General features: G+C 36.6%; 13 protein-coding genes. 9 read left to right on the top strand and 4 right to left on the bottom strand.

Annotated features, from left to right (window positions below):
- Positions 1-6: 6 nt before the first annotated feature.
- The 3 genes from MXE28_RS06235 to MXE28_RS06225 all read left to right on the top strand — a co-directional run bounded on the left by MXE28_RS06235 (position 7) and on the right by MXE28_RS06225 (position 3,287).
- Positions 7-1,008, top strand: a complete 1,002-nt coding sequence (locus tag MXE28_RS06235) for an RluA family pseudouridine synthase (RefSeq protein ID WP_021841536.1) — start codon at positions 7-9, stop codon at positions 1,006-1,008.
- 226 nt (positions 1,009-1,234) lie between these two features.
- Positions 1,235-1,684: an NAD(P)H-dependent oxidoreductase gene (locus MXE28_RS06230; RefSeq protein ID WP_247239957.1), complete on the top strand. Its 450-nt coding sequence runs from the start codon at positions 1,235-1,237 to the stop codon at positions 1,682-1,684.
- Between the two features lie 271 nt (positions 1,685-1,955).
- Positions 1,956-3,287, top strand: a complete 1,332-nt coding sequence (locus tag MXE28_RS06225) for an ATP-binding protein (protein WP_021841534.1) — start codon at positions 1,956-1,958, stop codon at positions 3,285-3,287.
- A gap of 87 nt (positions 3,288-3,374) precedes the next feature.
- On the opposite strand, the gene MXE28_RS06220 is transcribed toward MXE28_RS06225, so the two are convergent.
- The 3 genes from MXE28_RS06220 to MXE28_RS06210 are packed head-to-tail and all read right to left on the bottom strand — an operon-like array spanning position 3,375 to position 6,157.
- Entirely contained in the window at positions 3,375-4,637 is a 1,263-nt protein-coding gene (locus MXE28_RS06220) for an SLC13 family permease (RefSeq protein WP_021841533.1), read from the bottom strand.
- A gap of 44 nt (positions 4,638-4,681) precedes the next feature.
- Positions 4,682-5,353: a DUF2848 family protein gene (locus MXE28_RS06215; RefSeq protein WP_156704835.1), complete on the bottom strand. Its 672-nt coding sequence runs from the start codon at positions 5,351-5,353 to the stop codon at positions 4,682-4,684.
- Between the two features lie 12 nt (positions 5,354-5,365).
- Positions 5,366-6,157, bottom strand: a complete 792-nt coding sequence (locus tag MXE28_RS06210) for a carbon-nitrogen family hydrolase (protein ID WP_247239956.1) — start codon at positions 6,155-6,157, stop codon at positions 5,366-5,368.
- A 160-nt stretch (positions 6,158-6,317) separates the two neighbouring features.
- Between MXE28_RS06210 and MXE28_RS06205 the strand changes: the two genes are divergently transcribed.
- The 3 genes from MXE28_RS06205 to MXE28_RS06195 all read left to right on the top strand — a co-directional run bounded on the left by MXE28_RS06205 (position 6,318) and on the right by MXE28_RS06195 (position 9,032).
- The gene (locus MXE28_RS06205; RefSeq protein ID WP_021841530.1) at positions 6,318-6,986 is read left to right on the top strand and encodes a GntR family transcriptional regulator; all 669 of its coding nucleotides are present in this window, start codon (positions 6,318-6,320) and stop codon (positions 6,984-6,986) included.
- A gap of 137 nt (positions 6,987-7,123) precedes the next feature.
- Positions 7,124-8,161, top strand: coding sequence for a lactonase family protein (locus MXE28_RS06200; protein WP_247239955.1), 1,038 nt, complete (start codon positions 7,124-7,126; stop codon positions 8,159-8,161).
- 436 nt (positions 8,162-8,597) lie between these two features.
- Complete coding sequence (locus MXE28_RS06195) at positions 8,598-9,032, top strand: DNA starvation/stationary phase protection protein (protein ID WP_021841528.1); 435 nt, start codon at positions 8,598-8,600, stop codon at positions 9,030-9,032.
- 139 nt (positions 9,033-9,171) lie between these two features.
- Here the strand turns inward: MXE28_RS06195 and MXE28_RS06190 are convergent, their stop codons facing one another.
- Positions 9,172-10,242, bottom strand: a complete 1,071-nt coding sequence (locus MXE28_RS06190; protein WP_247239960.1) for a major outer membrane protein — start codon at positions 10,240-10,242, stop codon at positions 9,172-9,174.
- A 592-nt stretch (positions 10,243-10,834) separates the two neighbouring features.
- Between MXE28_RS06190 and MXE28_RS06185 the strand changes: the two genes are divergently transcribed.
- The 3 genes from MXE28_RS06185 (at position 10,835) to MXE28_RS06175 (ending at position 14,349) form a co-directional block, all read left to right on the top strand.
- A complete protein-coding gene (locus MXE28_RS06185; protein WP_021841526.1) occupies positions 10,835-11,779 on the top strand; it encodes a dihydrodipicolinate synthase family protein in 945 nt (314 codons plus the stop codon).
- 154 nt (positions 11,780-11,933) lie between these two features.
- Positions 11,934-13,178, top strand: coding sequence for an Nramp family divalent metal transporter (locus tag MXE28_RS06180; RefSeq protein WP_247239954.1), 1,245 nt, complete (start codon positions 11,934-11,936; stop codon positions 13,176-13,178).
- Positions 13,179-13,311: 133 nt separating this feature from the next.
- Positions 13,312-14,349, top strand: coding sequence for a LacI family DNA-binding transcriptional regulator (locus MXE28_RS06175; RefSeq protein WP_021841524.1), 1,038 nt, complete (start codon positions 13,312-13,314; stop codon positions 14,347-14,349).
- The last annotated feature ends 80 nt before the right edge of the window (positions 14,350-14,429 follow it).

Here is a 14,429-nt window from a genome sequence, read left to right as displayed (position 1 = left end):
GTGCCTATGTCACGAAAAACATATCGCAGCGATGATGTGTGCTTTTTATTGCGACCGGACGATGTAATGGCCGGTATTGAGACGGTGGGCGCTTGGCTTGATGCCAAGCATATGGCGCGTTCAGTTATGAAAACGCTGTTTCAAGAAAAACTGGTTCTCTTAAATGGAAAAAAAACAAATCCAAAGGAATCGGTGGAGCTTAATGATGAATTGCGATTGCAGATGCCGAAGGAAAAAATAGATCATGATCCGGTGCCTATGGAGCTCGTTATTCTCTATGAAGATGAAGACTTGCTTATCTTGGATAAACCGGTGGGGATTACGGTGAATTCTAAGGGGCAGGTATCGTTAGCTAATGGTGTGGCTCAGTATTTTAAAGATAATGGCATTAAGCGCAAAGTTCGCTTTTTAAATCGTCTGGATAGGGATACATCAGGTTGCATTGTGATTGCCAAAAGTGCCTTGGCACAGAGTTTTTACCAACAACAAATTGAAGATCAACGCTTCGAGAAGTGGTATGCTACGGTTGTGCAAGGGGTGCTTTTGGATACGAATATTGTGGACCTGCCCATGAAACGTGGGGAAGACGGGATTCACTATGAAGTGCGCGAAGACGGCAAACCGACACGCACCGTGTATAACGGCACCGGCGTATTTGAAGAGGTCGAGGGTGTTCAGCTCGGTGATGCTTCCGGTAATCAACCGAGCGATGTGACAGATGGTCAATTCGGCGATGTAGTGGCTACCTCTTATCGCGAAGTAAGTGCCGATGAATTGGCGACCATGACCGAAGCGGACAAAGCTAAGTTGGTCTCTACCGTAGATATCAGACTCTATACGGGGAAAACACATCAAATCCGTGTAGCTATGGCTCATTTGGGCCATCCTTTGGTAGGCGATGCTTTGTATGGTAATGAACGAGCCGGCAGAACCTATGAATTACGGGCGCGGCGCGTGGTTTTCACATCGCTTCGGACCGGTCAAATAGTAACAGTTAGTGCCGATTAACGTCGTCGATTAAGGTGCATAATTAACGGTGACTTGTGACGTACAGATTGGAATATACGCTTTAGGATAGAATTGTTTTAGCGTAATAAAATTACATCAATTTATGTGATTTTAAGATAGATTCTCAAAGTTTCTTGATGTATAATAGATATAGAAAGTTCAATATAGTTACATTGTATATTATAAAATTCATATATTATTATCTTGAGAAAACAGGAGGTATCCTATGAAAACCGTAGTTTTATTGTTCCATCCTAATTTTGAAGCATCCCGCATTAATAAAGCTTTTGAACAAGCTATCGGCGGTGATTATACTGTTCGCCATATGTATGTTTTATATCCGGATAACAAAATTGATGTGGCCAAAGAACAGGCTGTATTGACTGAAGCTGATCGCATCGTGTTGCAGTTCCCGATGTATTGGTACAGCTCACCTTCCTTGTTAAAAGAATGGCAGGATCAGGTGCTCCTTTATGGTTGGGCTTACGGCAGCAGCGGTAAAGCTTTACATGGCAAAGAGTTGCTATTGGCTGAATTCTGCGGCATGACTTACTTGACGCCGTTTGTGGTAAAAGGCACCCTCACTATGAGTGATGAAGATTTGGCTAAACATGCTAAAGAATATGCTGAATACTTGAAACAGGCAAGCATCCCTGCGTTGGGTAAGTTTGACTGAGTAAAAAGTTTGGTATAAAAGATTCGTGTGAATAGCTAACGTAGTCTAATAATAGAATAAAATAAGTAAGCCTCCGAGCGTTTTCGTTTCGTTAGTGAAGACGTCGGAGGCTTTTTTGTAATCTTATTTTGAAAAAAGTTTAGCTTTAATAGTAGCTTCCCGTTATGCGATAGCAAAAAGTGGTTAAAAAATACAAGTTTTTGCTATTGGTAGCATAAACTTGTAAAAATAAAAAGTTTTTGCTATTATACGAGTAAGAGGAGGTGGTTTTATGATGTCCGTGCGAGCCCTGAAACCACGAGATTTTTACTTAAATAAATTGATTGCTTTTAAAGATACAGAACCGGTTAAAGTTGTAACCGGTATTCGGCGCTGTGGTAAGTCCAGCTTACTTAAACTGATGATAGCTTGGTTGAAGGAGCAAGGGATATCTGACGATGCTATCGTTGAAATGAATTTTGAATCATTTGCCTATAAAGATATGAGCGCTGATGATGTATATGCTTATGTGAAAGAGCGTATTTCCAAAACAGGTATTACCTATTTGTTCTTTGATGAAATTCAGCGTGTACCCGGTTGGGAAGAAGCGATTAATGCGTTTCGTGTTGATTTTAACTGTGATATATATGTGACAGGTTCAAATGCGTATTTATTATCATCGGAATATGCTACCTATCTGTCCGGGCGCAGCGTCGAAATAAAGATGTTGCCCTTATCGTTTAAGGAGTTTATTGAATTTAACTCGTTGGAGTTAAGAGAAATAACAACTCCACTGGGAACTAGAGAGAAGCGCGTTTATGATGATAATGGTCAAGTCTACTTGTTGTCAGATATATTTAATCTGTATTTACGCTTTGGCGGTATGCCGGGGATTGCCGATGTGGGCTTTGATCAAGATAGAGCTATGACTTTGCTTGATGGTATTTATAATACAGTTGTTGTACGCGATATTTTAGAACGGGAGCAACGTCGTAACCAAAGACAAGTGACAGACTCTGATTTGCTGCAGAAGATTGTAAGGTTCTTGGCCGATAATGTGGGAAGTAACATTTCGGCGTCGTCTATAGGTAATACTCTAGTTAATGAAGGTTTGCTTGATGCGGGTAAACGAAGCGGTGGTCGCAATGGGACGCCTAGTGCTCACACTGTTCAAGCGTATATAGCAACTTTATTAGAAGCTTATTTCTTCTATGAAATTAAACGCTTTGATATTAAAGGACGTGAATTTTTACGCACTTTAGGTAAGTATTATATTGTAGATATTGGGCTACGCAATTATTTACTCGGTTTTCGTGATCGTGATACGGGCCATGTATTGGAAAATGTGGTGTATTTGGAACTTTTGCGCCGTGGGTATGATGTGGCTATCGGTAAGATAGATCGTTTTGAGGTGGACTTCATAGCTACTAAAGCTGACGAAAAGCTATATATCCAAGTTACGGAGTCGATGCGTGATGAAATGGTGCGTGAACGTGAGCTCCGGCCATTGCAAAAAATACAGGATAATTATAAGAAATTAGTTCTGACTTTGGAACCGGGGATTGAAAGAGAATTTGGCGGAATTCAGGTTGTGAATGTGGTGGATTGGTTGATAGAGATTTAAGAATAAAATGGCGACCTTCTAATTTAGAGTTTTCCAAAATTAGAAGGTCGCTATAATTTTATGTTTAAGGAAGTATAAGGATATTATTTAAATGATAAAAGATAATATGAAACTTACGCCAATACCAACTAATAATGCAGGGCGTTCCCATTTATTTGCTAGTTTTTGGTTAGTACCAGGAACTACACCGGCAACTACCGGTAAAGCAGTTAAGGCACCACCTGTTAAGAATAACTGCATAATAGCTGCGCCCATAATAGCAGCGAAGCTGATTGCCATTGGATCTAAATTCATACCCATAAGAATTTGAACAAACGGTAGAATAATAGCAGCTGAAGCCGCATTAGATTGTGTAATCAAACCGGCAATTGTAGAAATTATAAATAGTATTTGAATTGGCGCAATAGCTAAGAATGGTTTTAAGTATTCGGATAATACGCTTACAAGCCCAATTTTGTTAATTACAACAGACATGAACATAAGACTGATTATCGCAACAATTGGAATAGCAATCTGGGTAACCCCGGAAATCATTGCCTTTTCGCCATCTGCTAAGGTGTATTTAGCCATGATGATAACGAGAATACTGCAAATAAAACCGACAATAAATACAGGTACGCCCATAAAGAATGCGATACATAATGCGAGGAATGGGAATACGGCTTTAGTGAAGCTTGGAGCATCATCAGGTAAAACAAAATCTTCAGTGTCAGAGTTGTTAGCGTTATCACAAACATAATGACCTTCTGCTATCATTTCACGTTTAGCACGCCAATAAGCAAAGACATAAATACCTATACTACCAACAAAACCCCATACATTAATTAGGCCAAAAGAAACCCCAGTTAGTCCTAATATGGCGAGCATTGTTGGATGAGTAAAACCACATGAGTTAGCAACTGTATTAGCCATGGAGATTATAGCGGATGTTTTATTAGGATGTAAGCCAAGACGAGTTGCTGCAGGACCTGCAATCGTAGCAGTAATTACAGGTTGAGTGAATGCTGTTAAGGCGCCTAATAATGCTGCGGCTAAACCGGCTGCTGTTGCAATCCCCGGTGCCCCGCCTTTTTGTTTGCCAACTTCCATAATTTTATAAATAATAACGTTTAAAAAACCTGTTTTTTGCATAATCCCAATAAAGAGTAATACACCTAGCATATCAATAATTACAGGATTCATTGCAGATACTAATAATTTACCTATAGAGTTTGGATCTTTGCCTATAAGTGGAAAACCTGCAGCAATAGCCGCTAAGGTACTGCCGATTGTAGCGGTGATATAAAGAGGAGCACGTCCAAGTATCATTACCAATAATGTAAGTAACATTATAATTTGGGCTGTAAGCATATAAACCTCCTTTTTGTACAAGTAGAAGACTATTAAGGAAAGGATTAGTGTTCGTTAATTACTTGAATATTGTATTGTAGGCCGATTGAACGATTTAATTTTTCGTCAACGATTTGGCATTCGAAGGATTCGCCATATTGGAATCCGTTTTCTAAAGGCACTGTTCCTGTATAAATAAGGCTATTATTAACATTAACTTCTTCTTTTAATTTCTCGATAATAGTTTCTAGTGAGAGTAAATCGGAAGTAAGACCATGTTGATAGGATATTTTTTCACCATTAAGTATTTGGGAAGATTCAAGTTTTATGGAATCAAAATGTTCTTTTATTTCGTCATATGGCCAGAAGGTAGTAGCATATGGTTTTAAACAAAGTTCTTTTGATTTATGAATACTAACAGCTTCTAATTCTCTATCAGTATGATCACTACCAACACCAATGTAATATTTGTTGTCATGTACTAAAATGAGATATTCAACTTCGCCACTTGTTTTTTGTCCAATGACTTCGATAACTTTGCTAGTTGTTAGTATTTCTTTGGAGCATTGATATAATACTGGAACAGATTTTGGACATTTGATACCTTCTTCCTCTAATTCCCGAATATGTTCCATTGTTTTTTCAATATCTTTACCGGCAAAGCCAACTACTAATAATTGTTCTAAGTCAAAAAATAATTCAGTTTTTCCTTTTAAGCTTTCAATTGTTACGTTCATGATAGTGCTCCTTTATAGTTCATATAATGATGGTTTACGGTCACGGAAAACATTGATGGATTCACGTATATCCTTGATAATACTTAGGTTAACAGTTCCGAATTGAACTTCTTCTGCTTCGTCGAGATGACAGATTTCTTCGCCACATGGATTTATCAATAGTGAATTACCACCAAAAATGGTATCGCCTGCTTTACTACAAGCGTTGACTGCACATACATACATCTGATTTTCGATGGCACGCGTTGTGGCTAAATTAATCCAGTGATTCTTACGAATTAAAGGCCAATGCGCAGGAATAAATAGCAATTCTATCCCTTTTAATGCCAATGACCGTACTAATTCACAAAAACGAATGTCATAACAGATGATGATGCCACATTTCATACCAGCTAAGTTAAAGGTAACTAGTTTATTACCACCCTGGTAATAATTATGTTCGCCTGAAGGGGTGAAGCCATGAATTTTATCATATTCAGCAACTAGCTTGCCGTGCTTATCAAAAATATAAGCTGTGTTAAATACTTTATTATTTTTTAAAGTAGTAACTGATCCAGCTACAATATTTACGGAATGTTTTTTTGCATATTCGGAGAATAGTTTTTTAGTTGTTTGTCCTTCTTTATCAGCTAGTTCTTCGAGGTTATCTGTCGGGAAAAAGCCGGTATTAAATGTTTCAGGCAAAACTAGAATATCTGGTTTTTGAGCCATAGCTTCATCCATTAACTCTATGGCGTGAGAAAAGTTTTTTTCTGGTTCAGCAAAGATGGAACTCATTTGTATTAACGCGATTTTCGGATTCATAATAGCCTCCTTATAATTTGGTATACCACTTAATGAAATTGTATACCATTGTTGCGAAATCGTCAATACTATTAGAATTAAAAGTAATAATAGAATAAAAAATTGTTATTTTTTTGATGCTATAATATAGTTATAGTAGTTTAGAAAAGTAGGTGGAGATATGAATATAGAGGAGCGTCAGTCATTACAGCAGAAAGTGTATATTCATTTAAAAGAGGCCATTAATGAACAAATATATAAGCCGGGGGATATTTTAAATGAACGTAAAATTTCGGCAGAATTAGAGGTAAGTCGTACACCGGTTCGAGAGGCATTTAAAGCTCTTGAAGCGGAAGATGTAGTTGAATATATTCCATATCGAGGCGTTATGGTAAAATCGCTATCTGTAGATGATTTGAAACATATTTTTCAAATACGTGAAGCTTTAGAGATTTTGGTTATTAAACTAGCAATTGATAAGATAAATAATGAAACCATTAGGCGCTTGCAACAATGTGTACAGTCACAGGAAGATTTAAAAGACAATGCAGGTAATCGTATTCAAGAATTTATTAAATTGGATATGGAATTTCATAATATTCTAGCGGATACATCAGATAATCCATTTTTAAAACAGTTGATTTTGGATATGAGAGATAAAGTTGCGCGTTTAGGTATAACAGCTTTGTATAGTGGGCCTCAAAGATTTTATGAAACCATTGATGAACATCGTGCTATAGTGAGTGCGTTAAAAGCTGATGACTCAAAATTGTCTTTGCAAGCAATGGAGCAACATATTCGTAATACCTATGACAATGCGATGCGGTATATTGAGACTTTATCTAAATAAACTTTGGATAATGAAGGAGTAAAGAAATCTTGAATGTTAATTTATAGTGATTAAGAGATATTTGGCGTAGAATAAAGATATTTAAGATTATATAGGTGAATTTAAAGATAAAAATTATATAGGTATTAGGAGTAAACATGTTTGCATATATAGGTTGCCGCACAACAAAACATCGAAATGCTCGTGGCAAAGGAATTTCCGTCTATGATATTACGCCGGAAGGATGGCATTTATTAGGCATCACGCCTATTTTAGAAAACCCGTCCTATTTGGCTTTCGATAAGAATAAGTTTTTTTTGTATACCGTTCACGGTGATTATGAAGAAGTGAGTGCATTCAAAGTGGAAGTAGATGGATCGCTAACTTTTTTAAATACAGTGAGCAGCGAAGGTAAAAACCCGGTATATATTGAAATATCTCCGGATAATCGATTCTTATATGTGGCCACCTTGCAAGGTGGTACTGTTACTACAATACCGCGGCTTGCCGATGGCAGTTTGGGCAAAGCTACATCGGTAGCACATATTAAAGGACTTAGTGATGATACCGTTTCCTTGGCTCATCAGTGTGTGTTGGATAAAACAGGACAGTGGTTATTGGTGCCTACTCAGGGGCGCCATATCGGTCATGAACGAATCTATGTGTTTAAAGACAATGCCGAAACAGGCGAGCTTACAGAACAATCTCATATTGATGCCAGAACCTATGCGGAACCGCGCCATTTGACGATTAGTAAAGATAATCGTCATGTTTACGTGGTGAACGAAAAGGGTAATTCGGTTACGTACTACGATTTTGATGACGCCAAAGGTATTTTGACAGCCTTGCAAATTATTCCGTCACTACCAGAAACCTATACCGGCCAAGGGCAAGCCAGTGCAGTGCTACTCAGTCCGAGTGAAGAATTCTTATATGAAACAAACCGTATTCATGAAAGCGTAGCCATATATCGGGTAAATAAAGAAACCGGATTTCTAACAAATCTTGGCTTTACCTCTGTTTTGGGCAAAACGCCACGTTTCTTTACCTTTATGCCTGATGGGAAGCAGTTGCTTATTGCCAACGAAGACTCCGATACATTGCAGGTTTTTGATGTTGATGAGGAACATGGTCATTTGACATTTACCGGCATTACGGTGGCAACAGCCAGTCCAACCTGTGTAGTTTTTAAATAGGAATATGAGAAAATTAATCAAGAATGATAATAGATAAATAGTGTACTTTACTAAATTGGTGATCAAGGATGTATGGTCTGTAAAGCTTTAAATATGAATGTAAAATGACTGTAAATTGTTAAAATTATTTGCTAAGTGAATTTAATATCCTTTAATTTATGGTGTTTTAAGGTTACTTTATAGCTTGTTTTAGCCTATAAATAAAAGTTTTAAAGTAAATAATAATTATTTTCCAAAAGTAATTGACATCGATTTTTGTCTATGTTATAATCTAACCATAGCAAACAATAATGATTATAAATTGTAGTAAAAATGCTAGTAACTGAATATAAAGTAAACAAATTCAGTTGAAATATTAAATGATATGTTTAATGTCAATTATTAAAATTCGTAGGGATTGTAAATAGAGGTTTACAATTCAAGGAGGAAAAAAATTATGAAAAACGTACAGGAAGTAAACAAGTATTTAGCAAACTTAGCAATTTGGAACGTAAAATTACACAACCTTCATTTCAATGTAGTAGGTTCCCAGTTCGTACCAACTCATGAATACTTGGAAAGTGTATACGATAATGCATTCGAATACTATGATGCAGTAGCTGAAGCTCTTAAAATGGCAGGCGAAGAACCGGTAGTACGTATTTCCGAATACTTGAAATTGGCTACTATCGAAGAATTGGATGGCCGTGCATTTAGCGTTAAAGAAGTATATGAAATTTTACAGGCTGACTTCAAATTGATGTCCGACTTGGCTCTTAAAATTCGTGAAGAAGCCGGTGAAGAAGATAACTTCGCATTGTCCAACTTGATGGAAGATCACATTGAGTACTACACTAAACAGCTTTGGTTCTTACGTGCAAGCTTAGCATAAGAAGTTAGCTTAAGTACTGCGAAGCAGTTAGTATACTTGCTCAACATAATAACAACATAAATAGCTCAACACACAATAAGATAAACAAGAAAAGCGATGGATTTCGGTCCATCGCTTTTTTGTATGTTTGAGTTAGATTTTAGAATTTTAAATTAAATTCAGCTCGATAATAGTTCCCGAGTGATTGACCATTTTGATTTTTGCTGCCAAATCCATAAAAGGCAGAAAGGCCAAGGTTTTTATCTAATGCATAATCGACTGTAGCGAGCCATCCTTTATAGTCATATAGCCAAGCTTGGGCGAAACGAGATGTAAAAACCGGTGAATTTATGTCTTCGTCAAAATATTGTAACTTAAGATCCCAAGAGTTTGCTTTAGAAAGAGTGTAGTTTCCGTAACTAATACCGGCGACCCAAGCTGTGGCATTAGAGAAGTCTTTTGCTTTAATCCATTCGCCACTATGTCCTAACATTGGGGCAACTTTAATATCGGCACTGACTCCATAAAAGTCAGTATCTATATTTTGATTACCAACTAGATAATATCCGGCTACGGCAATATTTTTAGAAAATGTTTGTCTGATTTGAATTACTGTTAATGTCGGGTTTTCATCGGTACTTAAATTAGGTACGATTTTAGTTCTTTTGCTATTTTTGGAGGCGGGAAATGTAGAGGCATAGAATGAAGTTAACGCACCGTAACCTAATTCAAGTTGAGTGGTATTAAATTTTGTAGAAAATATTATGCCGTCAAAGGGTTCATTGCTATATGCCAAACCTTCACCAAGTCGAAGACCGGTTCTACCAAGAGAAATAGTATTTGCAGTGTTGAATTTGTGATTAATTGCTAAACGATCAAATGCGATATCATTATTAAGTGTATTACCAAATTCCGGATCGCCTTTTGTATTACCTGTTCTAATCCTAATTATTGCAGATGTATTTTTGGCGATGTTGGTATCGAATTGAATCCGTGCACGATAATCAAATTTAGATTTACTATTCGTTTTGAATACGCCCTTTTCTTCCGAGCCGCGATACCGCAGGCGTATGTCGCCACTTGTTTTTACATTGCCGATTTTTTCGTTTAAATTATCTAAGCGAATTCCAAGAGCTTTCAGTTCCGATGAAAACTCATTTGATAGTTTGTTTATTATAGCCTGCTGCTCTGCAGTTGTATTCTTTTGATTAGCTATTGCTTGGCCGACCATCTGTGCCAATTCATAGCGCGTAATATTTTGGGTTCCTTTAAAGGTAGAATCAGGATATCCTTTAATGATATTTGCTTCTGCTAGTGCAGCTACAGATTGAAATGCCTAATGGTCTGAAGCTACGTCAGAAAATGGATTAGTTGCTAGTACAGGGGCAGTTGACAGTAAAGCTAGTAAAATACTTAGTGAAAACGTTTTCTTTTTCATTTGAGTTACTCCCTTTCTTGGTAAAAATGAGAACTTTTTAGGGTGTAACAGTAAGTAGTATTAACTGAAGTATAACATTAGTTATCAATTTAGGAAATAAAAAAATGATTTTTACAAGAAAATATTATAACTATGAGTAAAAGTAACAGGTCCAGTAATTAGGAATTTTAAAGGGTTTTGCTGGATTAGAAGAAAGTTCCTTTGTAAAATGATACTATGGATGCATAAAGAGCATAACAAAAATGATTGACAGTTATTCAATTGAGGTGTATCTTGTAGATAAAGGTTATGGAAAACATTTTCCATAAAGTTTAAATTGAAACCGGTTTTGTTAAGTAATAGTAAGTAGTAATTGTTTTCTTATTTTAGAAAGGATGTATTCACTATGTTAAACGACAATTGGAAAGGTTTAAATCCGGCAATAATGGTTCCTTTGAATGATGATTATTCTATTAATGAACAAGAACTTCGCAACTACGTTGAATGGTTAATTCAATATGAACATATTACAGGCCTTGTTACAAACGGTCATACCGGTGAAATCGGTGGCTTTACAAGAGAAGAACGTGCTCGAATTACTCGAATTGTAGCCGATCAAGCAAAAGGTCGTGTACGTATTATCTCCGGTGTTAGTGCCGAAGGTACAATCGATGCTATTGAAGATGCTAAGGCTGCTCAAGAAGCTGGTGCTGATGGTATCTTGTTGATGCCACCACATGTATGGTTGCGTTTTAGTATGAAACAACAATCTGCTATTCAATTTATTAAAGATGTAGCTGATGCAATCGATATCGGTATCGTAATTCATTTGTATCCTGCTAACTCTAAAGGTTTCTATCCGGTTCAAACCCTTCTTGAAATGTGCAAGATTCCTAATGTTAAAGCTATTAAAATGGGTACTCGTGATGAAGCTTTATACGAACGCGATATTCGTATCTTAAGAGAAAAAGCCCCTCATGTAATGTTATGGACTTGCCATGATGAATACATCTGTACTTCTTTATTGAATCCTGGTATGGATGGTGCCTTGATTGGTTTCTGTGGCTGCGTACCTGAACTCATCAATAATATGTACCAAAAGGTACTTGAAGGTAATTTGTTTGAAATTCGTGAAGCTAACGAACCAGTTCAGAGAATGTCAGCAGCTATTTATGGTACAGGCGAACCTACCGGTGAAGCTCATGCACGTATGAAAGAAGCTCTTTATCAACGTAAAGTATTTAGCTCTCCATTAATGCGTAAACCTTTAATTCCGTTATCTCAAGAAGAAAAAGATAGTGTAGCAGAAGCTATTAAATTGGGTGGCGTAAAAACGGTAGACTTAGTATAATACTGACAAGAAAATTTATTCACCCACGAACTCAAGAATGTTTTGAAGAGCGGGTTAAAGATGTGAAAGTAGAGAGGATAACTGAATAGGTTTATCCTCTCTTTTCATGAGTTTGTACGGTGAATTTCCTAATTTATATATGGGAGATACAGCTATGGCTAATATAATGGTAGACGGAAAACCCGTTAGAAAATTAAGCTTTTGGGAATTGTTGAAGAAAGTAGGACCGGGCATTATTTTAACCGGAGTGGTTATAGGTCCTGGAAATATAACAATATCAGCTATGTTGGGGGCCAATTATGGTTACAGCATGATTTGGTTAATATTGCCGATTATTTTTATGGGAATCGCATTTATGATGACGGCATATAGGATTGGTATGTTAACCGGAATGCCGATTATTCATGCAATACGTCATTATTATGGAAATTGGGCTGCTATTATTGCCGGTATCGCTACTTTTTTGGCCTGTTTTTTCTTTACATTAGGGAATATTACAGGTACAGGTGCCGGGATGCAGTTAATTTTTAATATTAACTGGAAAATAGGTGCATTGATTATGTTAGTAATTTTGATGTATTGCTATTTTTCTAAAGGTGTTTACAATAAAGTCGAAAAAGGAATTTTAATTTGTATAGTAGCAATGATTATTGCTTTTTTTGCAACCTTAGTTTCAGTTGGCGGTCCTGATTGGGGAGAATTTGGGTATGGCTTATCTCATTGGACTGTGGCTGCTGGTAGTTTAGCTACAGCATTGGGGTATATTAGTACTAATGCATCAGTCACAGCCGGTGTTTATGGCACTTATTTAGGTCTAGAAAAGAAGTGGAAGAAAGAGGATTTGTTTAATGGTACTATGTTTGCTGACTCATTGGTACACATTATATCTGTGGTCTTGATTTCGGGTGCAATTGTATTAGTAGGCGCTATTGTATTACATCCGCAGGGCTTAGGAATTAAACAGCCAGCTCAGTTAGCTGATTTATTGGTTCCATTTATGGGTGATGCAGCTAAATATCTAATGGGCGTTGCTTTATTGGGTGCCGGGTTCTCCTCTTTGTTAGGGAATACACAACGAGGAATGGTTTTACTAAATGCCGGATTTGATAAACCAGTTGGCCTAGAGTCAAAACCTATAAAATGGGGGTGTTTAATCTGTATTGTAGTTGCAACAATTATTTGCTTCTTCTATAACGGATCTCCAACTCAATTGATTTTTATTGCTAATGTGGCTACTGCAATTGCGACACCGTTTGCGGGCCTATTTATGACATTGATGATTTTTCGTGATGATATTAATGAAGGATATGATAAACCACGGTTCTTGCAGTTTTCGATGTTGATTAGCTACTTGTTTGTGTTAGTTATTACTGGTTTTGCTGTTGCTAAAATGTTCTAATTTTTTTTACATTGAGTTATAATACTATTATATAAGTATTATTATTTTATTCTGTTAATGTTAATTTATTAAAGGTTGATATAAATATTGTGCTATATGATTTAAATGATCGTATTTTGGTTGAGGTAATATAATGTCGTATTCTATTGAAGATGTTGCTAATGAGGCCGGCGTTTCTATTGCAACCGTGTCTAGGGTAATAAATAACTCTAGCCATGCTGTTTCAGAAAAAACGAGAAAAAAGGTTGAAAAGGCAATAAAAAAACTTGATTATAAACCAAATATTTCGGCTCAAACATTACGTCAATCCTATACGAATGTAATTGCTTTTATTGCAAGAGATTTATCTGATGCTTATTACGGTGAAATGGCGAGAGGTATTACAGAAGCAGCTATAAGCAGAGGGGTTTTGTCTTTTGTTTGTAATACAGGGCGTAAGACAGATGATGAAATGCGTTATCATGAATTGTTTAATCAATATCGTATACGCGGTTTGATTTTGGGCGGTGGCGGCTTTGATACTGAGGCTTATAAGAACAATCTTCGAGATGAGGTAGAGAAGTATAAATCTCGTAACCTTAGAATCGTTGCATTAGCACCACAAGGTATTGAAATGGATTCAGTTATGATTGACAATTCTGAGGCTTCTAAGAAAATGACAGAGTATTTAGTGGATCATGGACATAAAAATATTTTGTACGTTGGAGGACCTGCTAATGTTTGTACCGTTAAGGAACGTTTAAAAGGGTTTAAATTAGTGTTACAAGAGCACAATATACCTATTAATAAGAAACTAATTATTCATACGGATAATACTTGGAAAGGCAGTTATGAAACTGTTAGTGAAGTATTAAAATCAGGGCATGAATTTACAGCAGTTTTTTGTGATAATGATAATGTGGCCTTAAGTGTGATGAGAGCTATTCAGGATTTTGGTCTGAGTGTGCCGGAAGATATTTCTGTAGTAGGTATGGGGGGGTTACCCAATAGTCAATATTCGTCTCCTCAACTAACCACAATAAAAATACCATTGTATGAGATTGGCGCAAAGGCTGTAGAAACGGTACTGACCACTAAAGATTATCCAAATACTGTTGAGAAACTTTTGTTTTCGACAGAGATTCGAGAAGGAAGTAGCGTAAAAAGCATTATTAGTAATGAAAATAAATAAAAAGAGTAGCCGTAACTTCAGATTACTGTAGTGACCCCAAAAAGTTAGACTTTTATTTCCGAGAAGCCTGAATAGGTTTC

Origin of the sequence: Veillonella sp. KGMB01456 (assembly GCF_023051165.1) — a bacterium.
GTDB lineage: Bacteria > Bacillota > Negativicutes > Veillonellales > Veillonellaceae > Veillonella_A.
Note: the sequence above shows the minus strand (reverse complement) of the source record. Positions and strands in the feature narration are given on the sequence as shown.